Origin of the sequence: Acetomicrobium hydrogeniformans ATCC BAA-1850 (assembly GCF_000160455.2) — a bacterium.
Taxonomy (GTDB): domain Bacteria; phylum Synergistota; class Synergistia; order Synergistales; family Acetomicrobiaceae; genus Acetomicrobium; species Acetomicrobium thermoterrenum.
The window spans coordinates 1306720-1331857 of the sequence record NZ_ACJX03000001.1 but is presented as its reverse complement, the minus strand read 5'-3'; the positions used below and the strand labels follow the sequence as shown (position 1 = coordinate 1331857).

Below are 25138 nucleotides of genomic sequence, written 5' to 3'. Positions count from 1 at the left end.
TAAAGAACCTGAAATTCGTAGAATAATATCACTTTTATAACCCGGAAACGCAAATAAGGGGATCCGCCTTTCGACTTAAGCAGCAAAATCCCCTGCATCCTGATATGGCTTATATGCGGCCGGCAACGGGTCGATTAAAGAGCTTAAAGCATCAGATGAGCGAAGACCTTCGCTTCGTTTACCATGTGTTCTATTACAGCATATTCGTTTGGCATATGGGCTGTATCGACCTCCTGAGCCCATACGGCTGCAGGAATACCCTGAGACCTGAAAAAGGCTGCGCAGGTACCGCCTCCAATTCCTCCGACGACAGGATCTACCCCCAAGACATCATTGACAGCTCTTTTCAATAGCTGCACCACGAAAGCTTCGGCATCCGTCGGAGGGGCGGCATCGTTTCTTTGGAGAATTCGATATTCTATTACAGCTCCGCTTACGCCGGATTTTCGCCTGCATACCTCATCTATGACCTTCAAGACATCGTCCAAAGAAGTGTCAGGCAAGATCCTGCAATCGAAGGCAAAGGTTTCCCTTCCGGGCACGGTATTGACGTTAGCTACATTTGCATCCCTTTTCGTAGGTTCAAAGGTGGAAATTGGTGGGGCGAAAATGTCATCCTGTTCCGGGAAAGCAGAATGCAAAGCTCTATCCAATTCCACGGCCAGCTCATTGGCTATCCTACAAGCGTTCAATCCCTCATGGGGTTTGCTTGCATGAACTTGTTTGCCCAGGACCTTAACCTCGAACCACAGAATCGACTTCTCGGCTATTTCTATAAAATCCCCACGTTCAGTTCCCCCATCGGGGACGACTACCATATCCTCGGGCAAAAAGAGGTCATTATTGAGCAAGTATTGAATGCCGTGCTTACTTCCCAACTCCTCATCGGCCACATAACAGAGACACACTTCTCTTGCAGGCTTTAAACCCAATTTCTTTAGAGCATATGCCGCAAAGAGAGAAGCGACGATCTCTTGACCATTGTCATTGGCCCCTCTGCCGTAGACTTTGCCGTCTTTAACGATGGGAACAAAGGGATCGGTATCCCATAGAGACCGGTCTCCTTCGGGAACTACATCCATATGGGCAACTATCCATAGGCGCTCTTTCGATGTTCCTGGGATTCTGACGACTATATTTGGCCTTAATCCTCCCTCCGCATCGGGATCACTCGCGTCAAAACGTTCGGGAGAACCCAATCCAATTTTTCTTATATACTGGCTTAAAAAGGCTGCCTTCTCGGCCTCGCCTTTACCTCCGCTCTCCGGGGAAACGGCGGGTATAGACACCAAATCGCAGAGGAGGCGAGTCATATCCTCCTCCATGGAATCCAAAACATCAGAGAGGTCTTTCATCAAAACATATCCTCCTTAACATTTGCATCACTTAAAAAGAAATTCCCTGCCTTTAATTAAGTAATCCATCCCTGACCAGATTGTCAGTATCATCGCCACCCACATCATGATCATGCCGCCTGGCAAACCGAACATGATCATAAATATTGCTATGATCTGACTCACAGTCTTGGCTTTGCCACCCTTAGAAGCAGCAATGACTTCGCCGTCAGCCGCGGCGACCATCCTTAATCCCGTAACTATGAACTCCCTGGACAGGATGACCACCACTATCCATGCCGGCAGCCTTTGAAGCTCCACTAAGGCAACTAACGCTGCCATCACCAAAATTTTATCCGCAAGAGGGTCTATAAACTTGCCCAAATTCGTGACCATGCCATGCTTTCTGGCGATATATCCATCGGCCATGTCGGTGAAGGCGGCCACCATGAATACCACGCCGGCCAAAATATCGCCGTACTTGATCCCCAGGCTCAAGAATACCAGCATCAAGGGAACCAAAAAGACCCTCGAAAGACTTAACGCGTTCGGAAGATTTATGCTGCCCATCTTGGTAACGCCTCCCTTTAAGTTGCCACCTCGAACAGGCCCTTCAGACACCTAAATATGCCTCCCTCACTTGTGGATTTTTTATCAACTCCTCGCCTGGACCTTTGAGAACTATTTGGCCCACTTCCAAGACGTAAGCGTAATGAGCTATATTTAACGCGGCAAAGGCGTTTTGCTCGACGAGAAGTATGGTCTTGCCCTGAGCATTTATCTCTTTTATTATATCAAACACTTCCTTCACCAAGATGGGCGCAAGTCCCAAGGAGGGTTCATCCATCATGACAAGTTGCGGATTGCCCATGAGCGCCCTGCCGAGGGCAAGCATCTGCTGTTCCCCGCCCGATAGAGTCCCTCCCTTTTGCCAAGTCCTCTCTTTAAGCCTCGGGAAAAGTTCAAATACCCACTCTAGATCCCTTTTTATTCCCTCTTCATCCTTTCTCAGGTAAGCTCCCAGCATCAAATTTTCCATAACAGTCAGATTCGGAAAGATCTTTCTGCCCTCGGGAACCAAAACGATGCCCTTTTCCACTATTTTTTCCGGAGATAATCTCGAGATATCCTCGTCATTATAAGATATTATTCCGTTCTTTTGCCTTACCAATCCCGCTATAGATCTCAAAGTGCTGCTTTTGCCAGCTCCGTTAGCTCCAATCAAGGTAATGATAACTCCCTGCGGGACCTCGATGGAAATGCCCTTTATGGCATGAATTCCTCCGTAATAAACGTGAAGGTCCTTAACCGTTAACATAACGAGCATACTCCTCTCCAAGGTAAGCTTCAATGACTTTTTTGTCGGATTGGATGAAAGAGGGGGGGCCTTCCGCTATAAGAACGCCATAGTCCAAAACCCATATATGCTCACAAATGCCCATAACGACGCGCATATCATGTTCTATCAACATGATGGTCAAGCCGAAGAGATCTCTGATATTTTTGATGAACTCCATCAATGCATGCGTTTCTCTAGGATTCATGCCGGCAGCTGGTTCGTCAAGAAGGAGCAGCTCGGGGTCCGTAGCAAGAGCGCGAGCTATCTCCAATCGTCTCTGCTGACCGTAGGGGAGAGAGGTTGCCGCTTCGTCGGCCAAGTCCTCAAGCCCAACCTTGCACAATAAATCCATGGCCTTATCCTTGATGGTGCGCTCCTTCTTAAAAACCGAGGGCAAGAGCAAAGGAGGTTCCCACCACCTTATCGGCAGTCTAACATTACATGCTATCATCACGTTTTGCAGCACCGTCTCATTTCCAAATAACCTGATGTTTTGAAAAGTACGCGCGATTCCTAAGGAACATACCTCATGAGGTTGTTTGCCAGATATATCCGTCCCTTTAAAAAGGACCTTGCCAGCAGTGGGTTGGTAAAACCCGGTTATCACGTTGAAAACAGTGGTCTTTCCGGCACCATTTGGCCCTATGAGACCCACTATGCTGCCTGTAGGAATCTCAATGGAAAGATCATTGACGGCCGTTAAGCCGCCAAATCGCATAGTCATGCCTTCCAGTCTCATAATATAATCATTCATCTTTTCCTGCCCTCCCCATACGACCAAATAACGCATCCCAAGTTAACTCTTTCATGCCCATTATGCCTTCTCGCCTGAAGAGTATTATGAATATAAGCGCCAAGGAAAAGATGACCATCCTCATGCCCGGAATTCCCGGTATATGTACGGGCCCAAAGTCCATGGGGCTTTCTACTATCCTCAACCACTCCAACAATATGGTTATTATTGCGCTTGCTATGCATGTTCCCGTTATTGAACCGAGACCGCCGGCCACAACCATCATTAGAACGTTAAATGTCATCGTAAACATGTACATCCTGGGATCAATGGTCGTGATGAAGCTGGCCTGCAATGCCCCTCCTATGCCGGCAAGAAAAGTACCCATTGCAAAGACCTGAATCTTGTATCTGAATACGTCAATTCCCATGGCCTTCGCTGCCATCTCGTCGTCCCTTATGGCCTTTAAGACATTGCCGTAATTACTGTTGACTACCCTAACCATAGAGTATAATACCACTAAGAGGAAACCGTAATTCCACCATATATTGGCATAGGGAGGAATACCCTTCAATCCAAGAGCTCCGTTGGTAATGCTCGGAATGTTATTGGCAACAACCCTCACTATCTCGGCAAAACCTAAAGTCGCTATGCCAAGATAATCTCCGCCGAGCCTTAAAATGGGAATTCCCACCAATATTCCAAAGACTGCGGCCATCGCTCCACCCAACACGACGGCAACCAAAAAGGGAGCGTGAAGCACCGAAAAGGGCCATCTCAGAGGCTGAAGTATGAAAATCATTTCCTTCTGTAAGGGAGGCAATATTAAAAGTGCACAGGTATAAGCGCCAATGGCCATGAACCCCGCGTGTCCCAAGGAAAACATACCGCCAAAGCCATAGATCAAATTAAGGCCCAACGCCAAGATGGTATTTATGGCTATCAAGTTCATGATTTGAATTTGATAGCCGCTGAGGTGGCCTTCCGCCCACCACAAAAACATGCCGAAACAGAGGACCGCCAAAATATTTAAAATTAAGTTTCTCCTGGAAGACATCATACCTTTTCCTCCAGTCGTTCACCCATGATGCCCGTAGGCCTCAGGAGCAAGAGAAATATGAGCAACACGAAAGCAAAGGCATCTTTAAAACCCGATAGGTTGGGGAAAAAGGCAACTATCATTATTTCTATAAATCCAAGCAACATGCCTCCGATGACGGCTCCCTGTATGGAGCCGATGCCTCCAACCACAGCCGCTATAAAGGCCTTAAACCCGGGGATCATGCCCATCATCGGATGCACCTGAGGATACCTCAAAGACCACATAATGCCTGATGCTGCCGCCAAAGCCGAACCGATCATAAAGGTGATAGCTACTATCTGGTCAACTGAGACGCCCATCAAACGACTTGTTTCGATATCCTTCGATATAGCGCGCATCGCCAACCCCGGCTTCGTTTTGTATACGATATAAAGCACCACCAACATTAAAACAAAGGATATAAAGGGAACTACCAGGGTGAGGGGTAAAAAATGCACTCCCTGTATCAATATTGGCGTTACCAGCCATCCCGGCCGATAGACGGGTCTGGGTATGGCAGAAAAGACCACTATTGCGAAGTTTTGCAAGAAGAAGGAAACTCCGATAGCACTGATCAATGCAGAAATTCTAGGTGCATCCCTTAAGGGTCTGTAGGCGCACCTGTCCACCAAAACACCGCAGAGGGCTGTGACCGCAATTGCAGTAGGGACAGCCACCAACCAGGGGAGGTGCAGAAGGGTAGTTCCCCAAAAAACGAAATAGGCTCCCAACATGAATATTTCTCCATGGGCGAAGTTTATCAATCTCAAAATGCCATAAACCATCGAATAACCGATTGCTATCAAGGCATAAAGACTTCCAAGGGTAACGGCGTTCAAAAAGTGTTGGATAAACATTTGATAAGACATGTCATTCCCCCTCTTCGACGGTCTTAAAAATTAGGGGGAGACAATACTCCCCCTAATTTGCTCAATTATCACCACACCTTAAAAAGAGCTTCCCCTTTTACTTGCTGCCTTCGGGCTGAACTGTCGCGACGTAAACTTGCTGCCCGTCCTTTACCATCTTTATTCCGACGGCCTTTATGGCATTGTGGTTTTCGTCGATCGTCGTTGAACCCGTAACGCCCACCCAATCCTTGGTCTTTTCGAGCTGATCTCTTATTGCATCTGGGTCTGCCTTGCCGGCCCTTTGTATGCAATCTACTAACAGCATATAGCAATCATACCCTAATGCTGCATTGGCGTTTGGTTCCTTTTTGTATTTTTCCCTGAAGGCCTTGGTAAATTCCTGGGCTATTGGATTCATGTCGGGCATTTCCGGAGCATAGGGGAAGGTGGTATATATGAATCCCTCGACGGCTTCTCCTCCAATCTTTATCATGTCGGGGTTGTCCATGGCATCCCCGCCCATGATATGGAAGTTTCCGCCAAGTTCTCTTGTCTGTTTCATTATTATGGCACCCTCGGCAAAGTAGGAAGGTATGTAAAGAAGCTCCGGCCCTTTGCTTATTATCTCTGTAAGTTGGGCAGTGAAGTCCTGGTCTCCCGATTGATAGTTAAGATCGGCTACAACCTCGCCGCCCAGGTCCAAGAAAGCTCTCCTAAAGAAGGCTGCAAGGCCAACGCAATAGTCCTGAGCAACGTCCTTTAGTATGGCTGCCTTCCTGACGCCCAGCTGCTCGTAAGCGTATTTAGCCGCAGCCGCCCCTTGAAAGGGATCGATAAAACACATGCGGAAATAATATTTCTTGCCCTGAGTTACCAAGGGATTCGTAGCCGAATCGGTGATACATGGTATACCATATTGCTCGGCAACCTCACCTCCTGCCATGCTGAGAGAAGAACCATAGCTACCGATTATAGCCACGACCTTATCCCTCTCGATGAGCCTTTTAACGGCATTAGCGGCTTCAACCTTGTCGGACTTATTGTCCACGATGACGAGCTCAACCTTCTTGCCCAATACCTCCGGGGCCTGTTCGTGGGCGAGCTGAATACCCTCAACAGTGAGCTGACCGCCAAAGGCATTTTGACCCGTCAAAGGCTCATATACTCCGATTTTGATGACATCTTCTGCAGCATAGGCACCCGTTCCCAACAAAAGCAAAATCAAGCCTGCAACTAAAATACGCCCAACGCCTTTCATCTAAACCCCTCCTCCAACTGTTAAAATGTAAACTCAAAAAACATTCTCAATCGTCATAATTATATACAAAAAGACAACCCAGGGAAAGCAATATCCCTGCTATTCGAGGAGGCTAAAATCAAAAGGGGCCTTCCCTTTCACGTGAAGGCCCCTTTTATTACGAGTTTAAAACTGTTTTGAAGGAATTTAAATTATGCTCAGCGCCTTTCCAACTTTCGCGAACTTATCTACGGCAAAATCCAAGTCTTCTCTGGTATGAGCAGCAGAGACCATGGCTCTGAGCCTCGCCGTCCCGACGGGAACGGTCGGAAAGGCAATAGACTGTATAAAGATGCCTTCCTCAAAGAGTCTAAGGCTGAACTCCTTTGCCTTATTTGCATCGCCTATCATGACAGGAGTGATGGGTGTCTGGGATCTGCCCACATCAAAACCTCTTTCCTTTAAAGACTTCTTGAGGTAGTCGCCATTCTCCCAAAGCTTCTTTACTAGGTCGTCGCTTTTCTCCAAGGTGTCAACGGCCGCAATGTTGGCAGCAACATCGGGAACGGTAAGGGCACTGCTGAAAAGGTTTGGACGAGCTTTTTGACGCAGATACTCGACAAGCTCCTTGCTTCCCGCCACAAATCCCCCCACGACCCCAAAGGCCTTGGAGAGTGTGCCCACTTCCACGTCAACTCTGTCGCCAAGGCCGAAATGATCGACAATACCTCTGCCTCCGCGCCCCAAAACCCCTTCGCCATGAGCATCATCGACCATTACCATGGCTCCGTATTTTTCTGCAACCTCGACAATCTCAGGAAGCGGAGCTATGTCACCATCCATGGAGAAGACACCGTCGGTTATGACCAGCTTGCGGCAATCTCTATCGGCATACTCCTTTAACTTCGCCTCAAGATCCCTCACATCGCAGTGAGAATATCGGATGATCTCGGCCCTGCTGAGCCTGCAACCGTCTATTATGGAGGCGTGATTCAGTTCATCGCTGAAGATCAAATCGCCCTTTCCCACAAGAGGAGGAATGGCCGAAAGGTTGGCACAAAAACCGGATTGCACCACAAGGGCTGCTTCTGCACCTTTAAAGGCAGCGAGCTTTTTCTCCAGCTCTACATGTATCGACATGGTACCTGCTATCGTACGAACAGCTCCGGGACCCACTCCGTACTTATCTATGTATTCCTTCGCCTTAGCACATAACCTGGGGTCATTGCAAAGTCCCAGATAGTTGTTGGAACACAAGTTTAAAACCCGTCTTCCCTCAATCTGAACCCAAGGTCCCTGAGGGCTTTCTATTACCCTGATATTCACATACAGCCCTTCGTTTTTAAGGCGCTTTAGCTCCTCCGTCACAAAACTCATCTTATTTGAATTGGAAGCCATGCTTTCGAACCCCTCCTTGAGATTGTTGTTTTCTATCTAATGATAGCACCGGGAAACTTTTCGCGCAAAATTTCACGCGAAGGCCCCTTGGTATTTCTCAAAGCCTCGTCCATGGCGTTTTCCGATTTAAAGCATTGCACAATCCATGGGGCCTTACCGCCCAAGAATCTTTCTATCTTCGAAAGATCATCGTAGTCCATGAGAGCGGGCACGAAGGTGGTGCGAAACTCCACTTCGATTTCAGATGAAATGAGAAGATCGATCGATCTTTTTATAGATTCTTTGTCAACAATACGACCGCAGAGCATATCGTACTTTTCCCATGGCCCCTTAATGTCCATGGCAACTGCATCGATCAACCCTTTCGATATCAGCATCTCCAATGCAAGAGGGTTACTGCCGTTGGTATCTAACTTTACGGGCAACCCGACTTCTTTCAGTTGAAACAATATCTTCTCTAATCTTTTAATATCAAGCGTCGGCTCGCCGCCGCTAATAACAACTCCATCTAAAAAACTTCTCCTAGATTTTATGTGCTCTAAGACTTTTATGTCGTTTAAAGCTGGCACTTGCTCATTTACCAGAAGGCCATTATGACAAAAAGGACACCTGAAATTACATCCCGTCAGAAAAATGACAGCTGACACGCGGCTATCCCAATCTATGAAAGATGACGGGATATAGTTCCCTATTTCACCTATATTGCCCATCTCTTCCTCTCCGCCAGCTCGGCCCTTTTGCCGGCATTCCATGAAGATATCTTAGTAAAGTACCCCGTTATCCTAGTCACGCCGTCCACATTAGAGGACTGGCATCTGACACAAGATGATCGCAAGCCCCTTTCCACTTTGCCGCAGTCGTTACATATAGTGAACTCGGGGCTGAAGGTCACCTGGGCATTTTCGGAATGCTCATAAATTTTACGCACAAATGACGCTAGCGCCCGAGGATGTGGTTTATGCTCGCCCATCCACACATGTGTTATGGCGCCGGCCTTGATCAGGGGATGGAAACGACCTTCCCTCACGACCCTGTCTATGGGATCAACAGGAGCATCATAAGGGATGTGCGTGCTGTTGGTATAAAACACCTCGTTGGTTTCCAGGTTACCTTTGACCACATCCCTGGCCACCGAAAACTCCTTGAGATCCAGCCTCGCGAGTCTGTGGGCCGCGCTTTCGGCCGGAGTCTGCTCAAGCACCACCTTAAAACCTACCCTTTCAGTCAACTCCTGACATTTAAGCTCCATAAACTTAACAATGGCAAGGCCCAGCTCTTCTGCCGTCTTGCCTTCGTGAAGCTGTTTACCCGCTAAGACCTGTACCGTCTCGTTAAGCCCAAGCAATCCGATCAAGTGGCTTGCCTTTTCCATCCTCAAATAGCTCTCGCCATCGTAGGCCACGCTCAAAAGCGACAAAGGACCTTTATCCTTTAAATCGAGCAAATTCTTGATAAAATTTCTCTTTTGTACGTGTGCCTTTAGGGCAAGCTCCATAAACTCCTCTAATAAACCAAAGAAGGTCCTCGTGTCTCCTTGAGACCGGTAGGCTATGCGGGGTAGGTTTATGGTAACGTTCTGCAATGCCGAATATCGCATCCTCCAGGGAGTCTTGGCTTCCAGTAAATCCTCCTCGGTAAGTTCAAAGGATAAACGACAACATTCGCTAAGCTTAGTAACCCCTCCCCGATCAAACACGAAATAGGTATTTCCCTTTTCCGCGGCTACAAGAGAGGCTAGCTCCAACATCTCCTCCCATCCGGCTTCCTCGAAAAAGGCGTCCGTAATGTGAAGAAGTGGTTTTGGGAAAAAGAAAGGCTGCCCCCGACTGTCCCCTTCCAGATAAACTTCAAATAAAGCCTTCAAAAAGCGCTTAGAAAGGGAGGCGTAGTCGCCATAGGTCTTTCCAGTATACTCTCCCCCAGGCCCAATGGCCGGCACATCACGGAAGTGTTTAGGCGTTTCGTAGTACAGATTGATGTCGGTAAAGGCGACCTGTCCGCCCCTCCCGCCTGCCAGCTGATTAAACTCGAATATCAACATCTGAGCGAGCTGTCGTATATCCTCGTCGCTCAACCCCTCAAGATAGGGAGCGAAAAACATATTCATGGCATCCCAGCCAATGGCACCGGCGAAATTGTTTTGCAGTACCGACGTCATTTTCAAAATATGTGCCAGAAAAACGTCGGGGTGTTTTGCCGGCGAAGAAACGCTCGTTATGGAGGGAAGGTTCAATCCGAACTTGGCAACGTAGGCAGGACTTTGCCCGCTACAGTAAGGTCTTATCACCATCCCAAGATCATGAATATGAATATCTCCGGCCAAATGAGCTGACGCCACGTCCGAAGAAAAGAGCTTGCTAAGGGCGTAATCCTTTATTATCCTTTCGGCAATGGTCAGGTTTATGGACTCAGGGTTATAGGCGGTGTTGCTGTTTTCCTTGTTTGGGGAAAACAGCATAGCCTCCAGATCGTAAAGGGGTATCCCAACCCTCGAATGATCAACCAAGGAAACGTCCAATCCCCTTTGGAATAGCTTTACATTTGCCATCTCCCTTATGATCGAGGTATTAAGCTTATCCTTACCGCAACGCAAGACCTCTTCTTCTATCTCCGCCGCTATGGAAAAAGCTGTATCCGGATCTACACCCGCCTCCCTGATAAGTGCGTCCCTTATCCTAGCAGCATCCCAGGGGCATCTCTCGTCCTTGGAATGAGTCTCCACCATCAAAGCTAAATCGGTGGACTCCCCACGATCGAAGAGGAATTGCTGCTTTCCATATCCTATGTTCCTGCTATGATCTGACCTAACGGTTAAAGTCATTGCCTATCTTTCCCTCCTTCTTCTTTTCTCAAAAGCTTAGATATCTCCTCGATAAAATTTTGCAGATCGGTAAACTCTCGGTACACGGAGGCAAACCTGACGTAAGCGACATGATCGATTTCTTTTAAAGAATTGGCAACCATATCGCCGATCAAGGAGCTCGGCACCTCGCCGACGCCCATGCCGAAAAGCTCTTCTTCTATTGACGAAGCGGCGTTTTCCAGCGTTTCGAGCGAAACGGGAAGTTTCTCGCAGGCGCGCACCATGCCCCTTAAAACCTTTTGTTTGTCGAAAACCTCCCTTCGACCGTCCTTCTTCACCACCAGAAGCACTTTATTCCTCTCGAGTCTTTCGTAAGTGGTAAAGCGATTCCCGCAACCAGGGCACTCCCTTCTTCTCCGTATAACCCCGCCATTTTCTACCGATCGAGTCTCTATGACCCTGCTGTCTTCGTAGTTACATTTAGGACAACGCATCGAGACACCCTACCTATATGGTTTATGTTATTGAATATCTCTATATATAGTGTAATGGTTTTTTTAAAAAGCTAAGAGGTCTGGAAGATTAAAATTGCACCTAAGGCTTGGTCTTTTTGCATCATCTTCTAAAAAACAAAGGGGGAGCAATCACTGCTTCCTATGAGACAAAATCAAAAGAGGAAGGCCATTTGGCCTTCCTCTTTTGATTTTATTCAACGCTTAATCAGAACTTATGGCCTGCGTCTCTTGGGGCTTGACTTCTTTTTCTTCTTGATTTCGCTGGGCTTTTCATAATGCTCATGCTTCCTGGCATCTCGAAGAATTCCAACCTTTTTTACTTCTTTTTTAAAGCGACGTAAAGTATCATCTATGGACTCGTTTTCTCTTCTGTAAACCGTAGTCATCTTTATCCCCCCTTTCGCCACCAAAACAAAACTACCCGGGGGGCCATCCGAATTTACGTCCTGATAGAAGATGGAGGTGAAGATGAAATATGCTCTGACACGCTTGGCTCCCACAATTTATTACAACCCTGTACCCCAATTCACTCAAACCCATCATGGATGCAACCGAAGTGATGGCATCCATTAAGTTGGCCCACAGGGTAGGGTCGCTGACATCTTGAGAGGTCGGTATGTGCATTTTAGGAATTATCAAATAATGATGGGGCGCTTGCGGCGCTATGTCCCTGATCGCCATGACATCGGCCGTCTCGTAAACCACATCGCTTTTCATCTCGCCCCTCGCTATCTTGCAAAAAACGCATTCACCTGCCACCCGTCATTCCTCCGCATCTTTCGATATATTTTACCTTACATTTCCCTTATCTACAACCCAATTTGCCCAAGCTCGAACGCTTAAGGACGGATGGTTAGTCGCCAAGTCAGCAACCGCAGATCGCATATAGGGAAAATGCTTGCTGCCCCGCAGTTTTTTAAGTATAGGAATTAGCACTTCTTCTTCATTTCTTTTAATCAAATATAACATGGTTTTCAAAGGCAGCTCTTCAAGAGAAGAGAGCATCGAAAGAACGATGGAAAGAACTCGCGGAGAAGGATGGATCAAAAAGGAAACCAAAGCGCCATCGTTCCATCCAACTTTCTTTCCCCAATTCAAAATCTTTATGCAGGCCCTCTCCTCGTCGGCACTAGCGTTCTTTGCAAGCTCTGGAAGAAGGCTCTTTTGAACACACAAAGGAGCCTTCCTAAAAAACTCGAGAAATAAGTCCACGAAGCAATCATCGAAGGGAATAGCCGAAACTGCCCCGGCCAGCTCTGCTGCATATCCCTCTTCCCATTGCAGTTTTCTTAGATGGCCTGCGGCAATAAACCTGACTTCAGGGTGCTTACTTTGCATGCGAAAAAGCAAAGCCGAGAGCCCCAAATTCTCGTCCCCTCCAACCGTTCTTATAAGTTTAGACATATCGAGGAGGGCTTCGTCTAATATATCTTCTATCTCTTTTTTTATTAAAAACTCGCGGGCACGCTCCTTAGCGGCTATGTCCTCGCTAAAGTGAACCTTCGCAGATTGTCTGTTGGTCAAAGCATTTTTCAAAACGGTATAGGCTTCGTTGATCTGCTGAAAGTGAAAGGCGTGCTCCTCTCCTGCCAAGTCGGGATGGCAAAGAAGGGCTTTTTTTCTGAAGGCTTTTTTTACTTCCGAAAAATCGACTCCGGGAGGTAAATCCAACAGCCTGTAACTGGCCTCTATTGATTTCACTTGTTTTTCACCGCCCGAGAAATTCTATCGACGACCGATTCAAGAATGGACACAGCATCCTGCCACAATTCTTCCTCTGCATCCTGCAGAACTTTAAGGTCATCAAAAAGCTCCTTCACTTTCCGCTCCAGGTTAGGGTCGAAAAGACAAGAAAGGGGGGCTATACTCTTTTCGAGCTCAATTATCTTTTTCTTGCGCTCCTCCGACGAATCATTCTGCGAAGAAAGCCCTCGTACGCTTACATCACGACTCATATATAACTTGCCTTTATCATTGGTTATTTTTATATTTAAAATCCCGCTGCCGTCTACGGTAAAAACTATTTTTACTACATCCCCGGGGTTAGCTTCCTTTATGGACAGAGAACAAAGGGGTTCGTCCCTTACTTCGAGGCCATATTCTTTGCGCTGAAAAACTTCAGTGTCTATCGCCCCGGTACCTACGACCATAAACCGCTTTGTAAGCTTAAGTGGCAAAGGCGTACCCTTTGAAGCTATGACCGTAACTCCGCCTTCTGCCGTTCCTATACAAAGATCGCAGGACAAAACGTCGATTAACGCCTCCCCCTCGCCTCTTGCCAGCCGCGCTGCTCCAAGGGCCACTGCTTCATCGGGGCAAACTCTGATGTTCAAAGTTTCTCCAAGGAACCGGGAAAGCAATCTCCTGAAAAGGGGAATTCGCGAGGAACCGCCGGCCAACAAAACTGTCTGACACTCGTATTGTTTCCACATGTCTTTCGCCATGTCGAGAAAAGAAGCGATTGTTGGCTCAAACAACCTCTCAATGTCCTCGCGATGAACCGTTATCGAAGTGTCGTCGCTACATTCAAAGCCGCTGGCTTTTGGAAACCAGTAAGCTTTATTTGAGAAGGACAGGGCCTCCTTTATCATCTCTGCTTCAGCCAAAAGCAGGGGCCATCTTTCATCCCTCTCAGGATCTTCTCTTTTGTCGATCAATCTCCATAGGTGCCGGGCTAGGATTTTATCAAGGCTCGCACCGCCAAAGCCTGCGTTCCCCACGCTGTCCAAGACATGACAAAAACCGTCCTTCTTCTCGATGGCGGAAATGTCCGCACTCCCTGTTCCGAAATCGATGACCAGAAGACAGCCCTCCGCCTCCGATGACATGGCTATAGCCGTAGGCTCGTTTACAAGTTTTACCCTACAAAAACCAGCCATACGGGCAGCATCCCTGACAATCTCCCTTTGCTTGAAATCGAAAGAGGAGGGCACAGCTATAACACATCCATTAACCAGGGAATGCGAAAAGGCCTCGGCATCCTCCCTCAAGTAAATCAAAAGGGCCTGCAGAAGCTTGGAAGGTGTAAAGAATCTGTTTCCCAAACGAATACCCTTTGAAGCTCCTAAACGTCGCTTCAAATCTGGGCAAGCTCTATCCGGACGAAGGTAAAACAGCGACGCCGCTTCATTGGCAGCATACAGCTTGTCATCGCCGTACGCCACATAGGAAGAGGTCTTGTCCTCGCCCCACCGGTTTTTGACGACCCTCGTCCCTCTTTCATCAACGACGGCCATGATGGAATACCTCGTCCCAAGGTCGATTCCTAAGATAACACCCTCCAAAGGGACACCTCCATCGAGCAGAGAAAAACTTGCTAGGTAGTGGAACTTTCCGGATCGTTGTAGATATCGCGATCAGTAAGGTCTTCGTTGGGCACTTCGACCTTCTCCACAACCTCCACTCTGATCATCGATGACTTATACCAATTACGATGGGGAGGCTGTTTGACCGGCGCCAAATCCCAGGCCAACATCTCGTCGACGTATTCCCAGTTCATGTATACGTTAAAATCAGTGATTATATCGCTGATCACCAAGCCTCTCTGCAGCAACGCCATCTCGAGCAAGCGCCATTTGTAAAAAGAGCTTTCGGCATGAGTGATCCCGAAATAGCCTGCACCACCAAGGCCCTTAAGCCCCACTACGCCCCGACCAACAAAGGCATCCAATGCCTCTACCGTCTCTGGTGGATCGCAGAAAAAAACGTCGAAACTTCCCAACAACTCTTCGGGCAGAGGCTTCCTCAAGTCATGTTTTAACGCCTTTAGAGGCAAACTGTATTGAGATGCCACCCCCTGCTCGAAGTCTATGATGCGCTCGTCTAGTTCCAAGACCACGATATCTTCAACCAACCCTGTAAGCCCCAGGGCTATGCCAACGAGATCGTCATCGCCCAATACCAAAGCCTTCTTGCCCCTCAAGTCGCCCCTGCTGTCGGCAAGGGCTATGCGGGCGAAGGTAGTATCAGGCGTCACGTATCCCTGATCGAACTTTCTGATCGCTTCAGGCCTGTCGAGCTGAATCTTCGCGAACTTGTCAAAGGCCTCTTTGAATTCGTCTATAACAACTGTTCTTCCTTCGCAACGGGGACAGGCGTGAGAATGAAGGGGAGATATCTTTTCCCTTTCTATAAACCTGCGCCCTCTATCGGTCAGCTCAACCCCAAGCTCGGAAAAGGAGACGATACCCTCCTCGGCCAAAGTCCTCAAGACAGCCGCCACAGCCGGCAACGGTTCAAAACTGAAGGAAACGATATCCCAAAAGTTACTCGACACCAATAGAGCCGACAGGACTCTTTCTACATTACGAGCGTTCCATGGAATATTTGTAATTTTAGTTACGATGCTCGCTAAATCGTCTTTATTCACGATAAACTCCCCTTTCAGATGACAGATCTTTCTCGACGGATGAGACACCGTATAAGATACCATGCTTTGCCTCTAATACACAAACTTCGCACTCAAAACCGACTCCCCCATTTTGAAAGGCCTCGACAGAGGGCGACGGTGTCTGATCCAGCGACGATTCTACTTCCAAAAAATGCCTGGAAAGACCCTTAACTTTTTCGCCGTCGTTATGTTCGACCAATATGTCGACCTTACGGTTTAACCACCTTTGAGCATAGCGCTGTAAAGACAGCCTTCCCCTTTCAGTAGCCCTTACGACCCTCGATTTGATCGTTTGTCCCTCCAGTCGTCCGGGCATATCGTAAGCCTTCGTTCCGGAGCGGGGAGAAAAAGGAAAGACATGGACTCTTCCAATGCCCAGTGCGTCAACGAGGTTTAGGGTGTTTTGGAAGGCATCTTCGTCTTCTCCAGGAAACCCTACTATTATATCGGTGCTTATATGAACATCGTCCCCCAGTTTGCGCCTTATCTTTCGAATTATGTTAATAAAATCCTCGGCCCTGTAGCCCCTCTGCATCAAGCTCAAGATTCTATCGTCCCCGCTTTGAAGCGGGACATGAAGGTGGCGGCAAAAGATATCACTTTCAGCCAAAACGTCGATCAGCCTGTCGCTTAAAGCATGGGGCTCTATCGAACCAAAACGAAGCCTTCTCAAGCCTTCGATCCTAGATAAGGCATTAATCAGGTCTCCAAGGTCGAAATCGCATCCATATCCATACAATCCCAGGTGTATCCCCGTAAGCACTACCTCTTTACAGCCATGGTCGACCAACCTCTTTACTTCTTCCGCCACTTCCTTCACGCTACGGCTCGTCGGACGACCTCTCAAAAAGGGAACTATGCAATAAGAACAGAAACGATTGCAGCCGTCTTGCACCTTCACAAAAGACCTGGTGTGAAAGGTAACCCGCGATAACTCCAAAGCATCCCACTTGTCGTTGCTCAACACGTCCTTTTTTAAAAAAAGAGGCCTCTCGATGGGATCATTAAGCATCTTGGCTACGATCCCAGGAAGATCCGACTTCAGCCTGTTTCCCACATAAAGATCAGCCCCTAGCGAGGCAAGCTCTTCCTCGGTAAGAGCTTGCACGTAGCAACCGCACAAAACGATCAGGGCATCGGGCGATTCTCTCTTCAGCTGACGAAGAAATTGTCTGCATTTTTTCTCGGCAGTTTTTGTCACGGCACAACTTACCAAAATACCTACATCGAACAGGTCTTCGGATATCACAGCTCCCTCTCTGCGAAAGGAGTCGGCGATAGCCTCTGCCTCGTAGATATTCGTTCTGCATCCTAATGTCTTGATCTTTACCCTGATGCCCTTTAGCAAAGTCAAACTAAACACCCTCTGTGCATAAAATAATATAAGACAAACCGGCTATGGCAGCGGTATTGGCACGCAATATGTTGGGACCAAGGGAGACGGGAAGAAATTTCAACCTCGCAAAATACGCCATTTCCCCTTCCGTCCAGTCTCCTTCGGGTCCAACGGCAAAGACGACATCTTCCTGTTGTTTGATATTGACGCTTCCCAGCGGTTTCGCATCGTCGGTCAAAGCGCCCAACAGGCGCAACGAGGGTAAGCTCTCATCCCTTAAATCCAGAACCTTCAAGGGAGTGTGTAAAAGTGGCGGATTACCTATACCGCTTATTTTGGTGGCCTCAGCTATTATCCTGCGCCATCTTTCCATCTTTTTTCGTTAATTGTCCTTTAAGCTGCACCACGGATCGTTCTGCAAGAATAGGAATAATTTCCGCAACGCCTAACTCCGTGGCATGGTTCAATATGTCTTCGAAGGCATTGTTTTTAACAAGGGCTATCAACAGCGAGATTTGTCTTGACCTCTCGTATATCGGAAGTTTGCCCGTTTCCTTGGCTATTACCCTCCCCTGCTCGTAGCCTTCTATTTTAAGAAGAAGTTTCCTTCCCTCCAGTAGCCCTTCGAATTCCTCTCCAATTCGACATCTCCTTACGTGAACGAGATGATGGGATTCCTTAAAATCCAAGGACCACATATTGTCGGAAATCTTTTCCGCCCTATCTAACCTGGCGCGAGGCAACGACACCCCACCATTCCTCCTTTGAAAGTTCCTCAACCATCGTAAGTCCTGCCTTGGCCATTTCATCGATGAAAGAGTCCCGTTCCTTAAACAGCAGGCCCGATAGTATTATAAGGCCATGGTCGCAGATCAACCTACTAAACGAAGTTAACATAGAAACCAAGGGCTCGTATAGTATATTTGCCGTTATAAGATCAACTTTCTCCTTCAATCCCTTGACTCCATCCCCAATATCAAGCTTAAGCCCAGAGGTTATGTCATTTAAAATCATGTTCTTTTCGACTTCCTCCCTAACGGCCGGATCAACATCCCTTGCCACGACCTCAGAGGCCCCAAGTTTGAGCGCAGCTAAGGCAAGTATGCCCGAACCTGTTCCCACATCCAAAACTTTCCATCCCGACTTCAAGTTTCTCTCAAGAAGCTCCAGAGCAATTTGGGTGCTTGCGTGATAACCCGTTCCAAAGGCAGTTCCAGGTTCTATATAAATGTGAACTCTGCCCTGTGGGGCATCTTCTTTGTGCCACGGCGCCAATACGACCAAACCCTTCCCGATGGGAAGTGGAGGGAAGGCCTCCAAGTGCTTCTTAAGCCAGGGGTGCCATCTTGCTTCACCCACTTCAATGATATCTACCCCTTCAAATCCTTCCAGCAACGACGATACTTTTCTAACACAATCTTCAATGCTTATATCGGATCGATAATATATCTTAGCCTCGATACAATTTTGTTTTTCGTAAACTTCGGCCCCCATGCTATCCGATATTTGGGCGATGTAGTAAAAGAGTTCCTCGCAATCAGATTTAGATCGTAAAATAATATACCACCAGAAGGATTCATTACCCATAAATATCATCTCCGTAGTCATCAATGTGCATTTTCCGAAAACTCAAGGGGAGCATTCGCTCCCCTTGAGTCGATTTTAACGGAATCTATCGTCCACTTTGAAGAAGTTACTGGGCAAAAAGGCCCTTAATCTTATCGAACAACCCTGAGGCCTTTATTGGTACGTCCATCTCCATGGCCAAGGCCTCAATTAATGCCCTTTGTTTGTCGGTGAGATTACGGGGAACGGCAATGTTTATGTGAGCTATCAGATCACCTCTCCCGCTGCCCCTCTGTCGAGGCATGCCCAGACCCTTCAACCTTTTAATGGAGCCCGACTGCGTGCCTGGATTTATCTCTATCTCCTCTTCTCCTTCAAGAGTGGGAACGGATATCTTGCCTCCTAAGGCCGCTATGGGAAAGGGGACCTCCACCCTCACATGGAGATCGTCTCCCTGCCTCTTGAAGACGGGATCCTCCTCCACTTCTATCACCAAATAGAGGTCTCCCGGCGGTCCGCCGTTTCTGCCTTCCTCGCCCTCTCCCCTTATCCTGAGGCGCATGCCAGTATCGATGCCAGGGGGAATGTTAACTTCCACTTTATGTCTGACCCTTGTCTTGCCCCGGCCACCACATTCCTTGCAAGGGTTTTTGATGACTTTCCCCGAACCACCGCAATGGGGACAGGTCCTTACGGTTACAAACTCTCCAAAGGGACTCCTAGACCTGGACTCCACCTGCCCCTTTCCACCGCAGTGGGGACAACGTTCCGGAGAAGTTCCGGGAGCCGCTCCACTGCCGCCACAGGTCCTGCAGTTCTCCCATCTGGGGATATACACCACTTTAGACGCACCAAAAGCCGCCTCCCTCAACGTAACGGTAAGGGGCATCTCCAGATCCATGCCCCTTTGCGGTGATCTGGCGTCTCTCCTTGACCCGAATCCTCCAAAAAAATCACCAAAGAGGTCCCCGAAAAGGTCTTCAAATCCGCCAAAATCCCAGGGGCCCTCGCCGCCCTGAGGCGGCACGTCGCCCACAAAGCCAAATTGATCATATTGGGCCTTTTTTTGCGGATCGCTCAAAACCTCATAAGCTTCGTTAATGAGCTTGAACCTTTCCTCCGCCTCTTTATTTCCGGGATTGGCGTCAGGATGGTATTGACGCACCAGCTTTCTGTACGCCCTCTTTATCTCCTCTTGCGATGCATCCCGTCCTACGCCTAATATTTCATAATAATCCTTCCCCTTAGAGGGACCTGCCAATTTTGGTCACCTCTTAAGCCTGCCCATGGTCTTTATATTGAGCATCTACAGTCGAACCATCACCGGAACCGCTCTGCTGTGAGCCTTCTTCGGCTGTTCCAACTCCTGCTTTTCCCTGCGAAGCCTGGGAATAGAGCCTAACAGCCAACTCGTTGAGATCTTTCGTCAGCTCCTCGCAGGCGGACTTGATCGCTAATACGTCATCCTTGCTTAAGGCCTGTCTGACGGCTTCTATCTTGGACCCCACCTTGTCCTTTTCTTCTTGGGTTACTTTATCTCCCAGCTCTTTGAGCAGTTTTTCGGCGTTATAGACTGCACTATCGGCTTCGTTTCTCGCATCGGCAAGTTCTCTTTTTCTTCTGTCGGCCTCTTCGTTGGCCTCCGCTTCCCTTCGCATGCGCTCTATCTCGTCCTCCGACAGCCTGGATGACTGAATGGTAATGTGCTGCGCCTTTCCTGTGGCGAGATCTTTGGCCGTAACATTTAGGATGCCGTTGACGTCTATGTTAAATGTTACCTCTATCTGAGGCACTCCGCGAGGTGCAGGAGGTATGCCGTCAAGGAAGAACCTGCCCAAAGAAACGTTATCCGCTGCCATCGGCCTTTCTCCCTGCAAAACGTGTATCTCTACCTGCGTCTGGTTATCCACGGCAGTAGTAAATATTTGACTCTTCGACACGGGAATAGCCGTATTTCTTTCGATGATCTTCGTAAAGACACCTCCCAAGGTTTCGACACCCAAGGACAGAGGAGTTACATCCACTAAAACGATGTCTTTATGTTCGCCCGCCAATATGGCACCTTGAATGGCCGCGCCTATGGCCACGCATTCGTCGGGATTTATCCCCTTCGTCGGCTCCTTGCCCAGAAGTTCCTTTATCTTGCGTTGCACCATAGGCATGCGCGTGGAACCTCCGACCAACAATATTTTGTCCACCTGATCCGGAGTAAGGCCAGCGTCGGATAGGGCCTTTTGTACCGGACCGACAACCCTTTCCAGCAAGTCTGCCGTCATTTCCTCGAATTTAGCCCTGGTTATTTCAAGCTCCAGGTGTTTGGGTCCATTCTGATCGGCAGTGATGTAAGGAAGCGATATTGTCGTCTCCGACATGGAAGACAACTCTATCTTTGCCTTTTCCGCCGCCTCACGAAGCCTCTGAAGGGCCATCTTGTCCTTGCTTAAGTCGACACCCTCTTTACGCTTAAACTCGGCGATCATCCATTCCACCAGCCGCTGATCCCAGTCATCTCCACCCAAATGGTTGTCGCCGCTGGTGGCCATGACCTCATAAACTCCCTCTCCTACGTCCAGGATGGAGACGTCAAAGGTACCTCCGCCCAGGTCGAAGACTAGCACCTTGAACTCTCCGCCCCTATCCATACCGTAGGCCAAACAGGCTGCCGTGGGTTCGTTAATTATTCGAAGAACCTCCAGACCGGCGATCTTGCCTGCGTCCTTCGTTGCCTGTCTTTGGGCATCGGTAAAATAAGCCGGAACCGTTATGACTGCCTTTGTCACCTCCTCGCCCAAATAATCCTCGGCGTCCTTTTTCATCTTCTGCAGGATCATGGCCGAGATCTCTTGTGGAGTGTATTCTTTGTCGTCAATTTTGACTTTATAATCGCTACCCATTTTCCTTTTTATCGACATAACAGTACGTTCCGGATTTATAACCGCCTGTCTTTTGGCCAACTGACCAACAAGGCGCTCTCCGTCCTTGGTAAAAGCTACCACCGAAGGCGTTAGCCTGCTTCCCTCGGCACTTGGAATAACTGTTATATTATCTCCTTCTTTAACCGCAACTACGCTGTTAGTCGTTCCCAGGTCAATTCCTACGACTTTACTCATCCTTACCCACCTCTTCTTCTGTTTCATCGGTCAATTTGCCAACTATAACCTTTGCCGGTCTGATGACTTCTCCCTTTAAGACATATCCTCGCTGAATCTCTTTGACGATCTTTCCGTCCAGTTCTGTATCAGATATCTCCTCTACGGCGACGGCTTCGTGCAAAGATGGATCAAAGGCCTCCCCGATGCTTTTAATTGGAGCCATATCAAATTTTTCAATAACGCTCAAAAGCTGTCGATAGATCAAGGAAACGCCTTTATAAAGGGGCGTGTCCTTGTCCTCCTCAGAGTTTAATGCCCGTTCGAAATTATCGACTACGGGCAATAGCTCAAGTATAATCTCGGTTAGAGCCGAATTCCTTAGCCTTTCGACATTGGACTCCGTCCTTCTTTTATAATTGTAAAAGTCGGCTTTTATTCTAGCCGCTTCGCTGTACAGGGCCTCGTATTGTCTCTTTAAATCGGCCAGCTCACCTTCCAGGGCAGCCTTTTCCTTCATAAGCTCTTCTGCATTATAGTCGCCTTCATAGGCCATATCGATGATATCTTCGATTTCATCGTGTTGATCTTTACAGCAAAGCTCTTCCTGCGAAACCTCTTCGCAGGGCTTTGTCTTCGAATTTTCACGGCACAACTCGCAATTCCCCCTTCTTGCAATCTTAGTTTAAAAGCTGTTCACAGAGAAGCTCCAGCACTCCAATCGTCCCCTCGTAGTCCATCCTGACCGGCCCTATAACTCCTATAATCGTCCTTTTAACTCCGCTTTCGGCACTGGCCAGGACCAGAGAGCAATCTTTCATAGCATTGACGGGATTTTCGTCCCCAATTATAACGGAAATAGGTTCATCGGTAGCACAGGCATCGACGATCTTTGCAAATTCCTCCTCATTTTCAAGGAGGACTAGCAGGGAGCGCAGCTTCTCCGTATCCCTGAAGTCGGGCAACAACAGTATGTTGCTGGTTCCACCAGTAAAAAATCTGTAACGGGACTTTTTTAACACATAATCTACCTCATCCAGGGTCTGCATACATATTTCAGCATAATGAACCAGCTCACGGAAAACCCTCTCTCTAATAAGATCCCGCGCTTCAAGCCATGTACGCCCAGCTATAACCCCATTGAGATAGGAAGTCAAGTCATTTAGTTCTTCCTGTGAGACATCGCGCTCCGTCCTGATTATGTCGTGATGCACGAGCCCGCCTTCGAGTATTATAACGAGGAGCACGTGATGACTGTCCACTTTGACCAGATCCAATCTGCGTAAAGTTGCATCGTTCAGCACAGTTATGCCTGCAAGCGATATATAATGGGTAATGCTGCCCAATAATTGAGTCAGATAGGATAGCATGTTCTCTATGCTTCTTTTCTCTTCCTTTAAAGACCTGAGTTTCTCTCGGGCAGTTACGGGAACCTGAAGCGAATCTCTTTGAAGTATCATGTCCACATATACCCTATAGGCCTTAGACGTCGGCACACGTCCCGCCGATGTATAAGGCTGGTGTAAAAATCCCGCTTCCTCCAAATCTGCCATTTCGTTGCGGATTGTCGCAGCGCTTCTATTGGTAAGGTATTTTTTAGATATAGTCCTCGAGCCTACGGGCTCTCCTGTCCGTATATATTCGTGAACTACAGAATACAATATTTCCAACTGTCGCTCCGTCAACATCTTATCACCCCCCGGAGCCGGGAACCGAATTAGCACTTACACCCTTTAAGTGCTAATTGTCCGCAAGATAGATTAGCAACTTTATATGCCAATTGTCAAGACAGGTCAAATAAAGCTCTCTTTGGGCAGCCCCGATGAATTGCGCAAGTTTTACGACATCCCTAACCTGCGTTTTGGCTGAATTTAGGTGTAAAATTATCTAAACGAAGACCCGTACCCTGGAGGATGATAGAATGGCAGATCCGGCTGAAACAACCAAAATTATACTCGTCCGACACGGAGAATGTGAAGGAAATGTAGAGGGTTTATTCAGAGGGCGAAGCGACTTTCCTTTAAACAAAAATGGAGTCAGACAAGCCCAATCTTTGGCAGAGGAGATCGCAAATTTGGAAAGGGTGGACTTCATATTCACAAGCCCCCTGAAAAGATCCGCAGAAACCGCTCAAATAATTTCCCAAAGAATGGGCAATATCCCCGTGACGGCACTGCAGGGCTTTACCAATATATCTCTTGGCCCCTGGGAAGGGAGAAAAAAGAAGGAGATAATGCAGGAATACCCAGAAGAATGGAGCCTGTGGATAAAATCTCCGGAACGCCTCAAACTTCCGAATGCCGAAAGCATTTCGGACGTACAAAAGAGAGCTTTCTCCACTTTGGAATTTTTGGTACAAAAGCACAGAGAAAAGACTTTATTAATCGTCAGCCATCGTGCCGTACTTAAACCTTTGATAGCAGCATGCATTCAAATATCCGATCCCTATTTTTGGCGGATACACGTCGATACAGCTTCATACAGTATAATCGTACACGACGAAGCTAGAGGCTATTGCCTAACCCTGCTCAATCAAACGAAACATTTAGAAAACTTTACGAGCGAATGGGTGTAAACCTTCTATAAAAAATACACAGCAGGGAGGTCAAAATCGTGGAAACTTTAATGCTACCGGGAAACCGCAAGTTGAACCTGGGGGAAAGACCCATGATTATGGGCATCTTAAATTTGACTTTCGATTCTTTTTACCCCCAAAGCAGGATAGGAGACGATAAAGAGACCCTACTTCAAAGGGCGGAGAAAATGATAGAAGACGGAGCAGACATTTTAGACATCGGAGCAGAATCGACCCGCCCTGGAGCCGAACCTCTGTCCCTCGAAGAGGAAATGAGAAGGTTGATCCCCGGCGTAGAATCCTTAAGAAAAAACTTTCCCGAGGCAGTGATATCCGTCGACACCTATAAAGCTGCAGTAGCCGAGGCCGCCGTCGAGGCAGGAGCTGATATAATAAATGACATATCGGGACTATCCTTTGATTCCAACATGGCGGATACAATTGCCCGTCTTGGGGTTCCCGTAATAATAATGCACATAAAGGGCACGCCGAAGGACATGCAAAAAGACCCGAGATATGACGACGTAATAGGAGAAATAAAGGAATTTCTTGAGGATAAGATGGCATTGGCTGCAAAATCTGGGATAAAAAGAGAACAGATCGTCCTGGATCCCGGGTTGGGGTTCGGTAAAAGAAACGAGGATAATCTATGCATATTGAAAAACATCAGGGAGTTCAGGTCTCTGGGAAGACCAATTTTAATAGGGCATTCGAGAAAGGGAACCATTAGTAAAGTATTGGGATGCAAGGGGCCGGAGGAGGCGCTCTACGGCACTTTGGCTATTTCAGCATATTGTGCTTTAAATGGCGTAGAGATTCTTAGAGTTCACGATGTGCTGGAAAACAAACAAGTCGTTACCATGATAAGCGCCATTCAAAGGGCCTGATGGA

The 25138-nt window shown here is 47.9% G+C and carries 26 protein-coding genes; 2 read left to right on the top strand and 24 right to left on the bottom strand.

Annotation, left to right across the window (positions count from 1 at the left end):
* Positions 1-143: 143 nt before the first annotated feature.
* The 24 genes from HMPREF1705_RS06560 to hrcA form a co-directional block, all read right to left on the bottom strand.
* A complete protein-coding gene (locus HMPREF1705_RS06560; RefSeq protein ID WP_009201594.1) occupies positions 144-1355 on the bottom strand; it encodes a M20 family metallo-hydrolase in 1212 nt (403 codons plus the stop codon).
* A 27-nt stretch (positions 1356-1382) separates the two neighbouring features.
* Positions 1383-1904 carry a CDP-diacylglycerol--glycerol-3-phosphate 3-phosphatidyltransferase gene (gene pgsA / locus HMPREF1705_RS06555; protein WP_040348572.1) on the bottom strand — a complete coding sequence of 174 codons (522 nt, stop codon included), beginning with the start codon at positions 1902-1904 and terminating at the stop codon, positions 1383-1385.
* 43 nt (positions 1905-1947) lie between these two features.
* Positions 1948-2652, bottom strand: coding sequence for an ABC transporter ATP-binding protein (locus HMPREF1705_RS06550; protein WP_040348193.1), 705 nt, complete (start codon positions 2650-2652; stop codon positions 1948-1950).
* Positions 2639-3427 (bottom strand): ABC transporter ATP-binding protein, encoded by a 789-nt coding sequence (locus HMPREF1705_RS06545; RefSeq protein WP_009201597.1) that lies wholly within the window; start codon positions 3425-3427, stop codon positions 2639-2641. The genes HMPREF1705_RS06550 and HMPREF1705_RS06545 overlap by 14 nt, the downstream gene beginning before the upstream one ends.
* A complete protein-coding gene (locus tag HMPREF1705_RS06540) occupies positions 3420-4466 on the bottom strand; it encodes a branched-chain amino acid ABC transporter permease (RefSeq protein WP_009201598.1) in 1047 nt (348 codons plus the stop codon). The genes HMPREF1705_RS06545 and HMPREF1705_RS06540 overlap by 8 nt, the downstream gene beginning before the upstream one ends.
* Positions 4463-5356: a branched-chain amino acid ABC transporter permease gene (locus tag HMPREF1705_RS06535; protein WP_009201599.1), complete on the bottom strand. Its 894-nt coding sequence runs from the start codon at positions 5354-5356 to the stop codon at positions 4463-4465. Before HMPREF1705_RS06535 ends, HMPREF1705_RS06540 begins: the two co-directional genes overlap by 4 nt.
* Positions 5357-5453: 97 nt before the next feature.
* Positions 5454-6596, bottom strand: coding sequence for an ABC transporter substrate-binding protein (locus HMPREF1705_RS06530; protein ID WP_009201600.1), 1143 nt, complete (start codon positions 6594-6596; stop codon positions 5454-5456).
* 186 nt (positions 6597-6782) lie between these two features.
* Complete coding sequence (locus HMPREF1705_RS06525) at positions 6783-7973, bottom strand: glycine C-acetyltransferase (protein ID WP_009201601.1); 1191 nt, start codon at positions 7971-7973, stop codon at positions 6783-6785.
* A 32-nt stretch (positions 7974-8005) separates the two neighbouring features.
* Positions 8006-8683 (bottom strand): anaerobic ribonucleoside-triphosphate reductase activating protein, encoded by a 678-nt coding sequence (locus tag HMPREF1705_RS06520; RefSeq protein ID WP_009201602.1) that lies wholly within the window; start codon positions 8681-8683, stop codon positions 8006-8008.
* Entirely contained in the window at positions 8671-10794 is a 2124-nt protein-coding gene (gene nrdD, locus HMPREF1705_RS06515; protein WP_009201603.1) for an anaerobic ribonucleoside-triphosphate reductase, read from the bottom strand. The genes HMPREF1705_RS06520 and nrdD overlap by 13 nt, the downstream gene beginning before the upstream one ends.
* Positions 10791-11270 carry a transcriptional regulator NrdR gene (gene nrdR / locus HMPREF1705_RS06510; protein ID WP_009201604.1) on the bottom strand — a complete coding sequence of 160 codons (480 nt, stop codon included), beginning with the start codon at positions 11268-11270 and terminating at the stop codon, positions 10791-10793. Before nrdR ends, nrdD begins: the two co-directional genes overlap by 4 nt.
* Before the next feature lie 233 nt (positions 11271-11503).
* Positions 11504-11677: a 30S ribosomal protein S21 gene (gene rpsU, locus HMPREF1705_RS06505; protein WP_040348195.1), complete on the bottom strand. Its 174-nt coding sequence runs from the start codon at positions 11675-11677 to the stop codon at positions 11504-11506.
* A gap of 31 nt (positions 11678-11708) precedes the next feature.
* Entirely contained in the window at positions 11709-12050 is a 342-nt protein-coding gene (locus HMPREF1705_RS06500) for a histidine triad nucleotide-binding protein (RefSeq protein WP_009201606.1), read from the bottom strand.
* Positions 12051-12080: 30 nt separating this feature from the next.
* Positions 12081-12992 carry a J domain-containing protein gene (locus tag HMPREF1705_RS06495; RefSeq protein ID WP_009201607.1) on the bottom strand — a complete coding sequence of 304 codons (912 nt, stop codon included), beginning with the start codon at positions 12990-12992 and terminating at the stop codon, positions 12081-12083.
* Positions 12989-14575, bottom strand: coding sequence for an Hsp70 family protein (locus tag HMPREF1705_RS06490; RefSeq protein WP_242603556.1), 1587 nt, complete (start codon positions 14573-14575; stop codon positions 12989-12991). Before HMPREF1705_RS06490 ends, HMPREF1705_RS06495 begins: the two co-directional genes overlap by 4 nt.
* A gap of 32 nt (positions 14576-14607) precedes the next feature.
* Entirely contained in the window at positions 14608-15660 is a 1053-nt protein-coding gene (locus HMPREF1705_RS06485) for a bis-aminopropyl spermidine synthase family protein (protein ID WP_009201609.1), read from the bottom strand.
* Positions 15653-17044 (bottom strand): tRNA (N(6)-L-threonylcarbamoyladenosine(37)-C(2))-methylthiotransferase MtaB, encoded by a 1392-nt coding sequence (gene mtaB, locus HMPREF1705_RS06480; RefSeq protein WP_009201610.1) that lies wholly within the window; start codon positions 17042-17044, stop codon positions 15653-15655. Before mtaB ends, HMPREF1705_RS06485 begins: the two co-directional genes overlap by 8 nt.
* Positions 17037-17390, bottom strand: a complete 354-nt coding sequence (locus tag HMPREF1705_RS11210) for an RsmE family RNA methyltransferase (RefSeq protein WP_306337266.1) — start codon at positions 17388-17390, stop codon at positions 17037-17039. The genes mtaB and HMPREF1705_RS11210 overlap by 8 nt, the downstream gene beginning before the upstream one ends.
* Positions 17362-17766, bottom strand: a complete 405-nt coding sequence (locus HMPREF1705_RS11205; RefSeq protein ID WP_306337264.1) for an RsmE family RNA methyltransferase — start codon at positions 17764-17766, stop codon at positions 17362-17364. The genes HMPREF1705_RS11210 and HMPREF1705_RS11205 overlap by 29 nt, the downstream gene beginning before the upstream one ends.
* Positions 17738-18604 carry a 50S ribosomal protein L11 methyltransferase gene (locus HMPREF1705_RS06470; RefSeq protein WP_111089579.1) on the bottom strand — a complete coding sequence of 289 codons (867 nt, stop codon included), beginning with the start codon at positions 18602-18604 and terminating at the stop codon, positions 17738-17740. The genes HMPREF1705_RS11205 and HMPREF1705_RS06470 overlap by 29 nt, the downstream gene beginning before the upstream one ends.
* Before the next feature lie 106 nt (positions 18605-18710).
* A complete protein-coding gene (gene dnaJ, locus HMPREF1705_RS06465; protein WP_009201613.1) occupies positions 18711-19844 on the bottom strand; it encodes a molecular chaperone DnaJ in 1134 nt (377 codons plus the stop codon).
* Between the two features lie 13 nt (positions 19845-19857).
* Positions 19858-21693 carry a molecular chaperone DnaK gene (gene dnaK, locus HMPREF1705_RS06460; protein ID WP_009201614.1) on the bottom strand — a complete coding sequence of 612 codons (1836 nt, stop codon included), beginning with the start codon at positions 21691-21693 and terminating at the stop codon, positions 19858-19860.
* Positions 21686-22327 carry a nucleotide exchange factor GrpE gene (locus HMPREF1705_RS06455; protein WP_009201615.1) on the bottom strand — a complete coding sequence of 214 codons (642 nt, stop codon included), beginning with the start codon at positions 22325-22327 and terminating at the stop codon, positions 21686-21688. The genes dnaK and HMPREF1705_RS06455 overlap by 8 nt, the downstream gene beginning before the upstream one ends.
* A gap of 25 nt (positions 22328-22352) precedes the next feature.
* Positions 22353-23360 (bottom strand): heat-inducible transcriptional repressor HrcA, encoded by a 1008-nt coding sequence (gene hrcA / locus HMPREF1705_RS06450; RefSeq protein ID WP_040348200.1) that lies wholly within the window; start codon positions 23358-23360, stop codon positions 22353-22355.
* A 233-nt stretch (positions 23361-23593) separates the two neighbouring features.
* Here hrcA and HMPREF1705_RS06445 point away from each other — a divergent pair, with 233 nt between their 5' ends.
* Entirely contained in the window at positions 23594-24247 is a 654-nt protein-coding gene (locus HMPREF1705_RS06445; protein ID WP_009201617.1) for a histidine phosphatase family protein, read from the top strand.
* Positions 24248-24285: 38 nt separating this feature from the next.
* On the top strand, positions 24286-25134 hold the full coding sequence (folP, locus tag HMPREF1705_RS06440; protein ID WP_111089578.1) for a dihydropteroate synthase: 849 nt from the start codon (positions 24286-24288) through the stop codon (positions 25132-25134).
* The last annotated feature ends 4 nt before the right edge of the window (positions 25135-25138 follow it).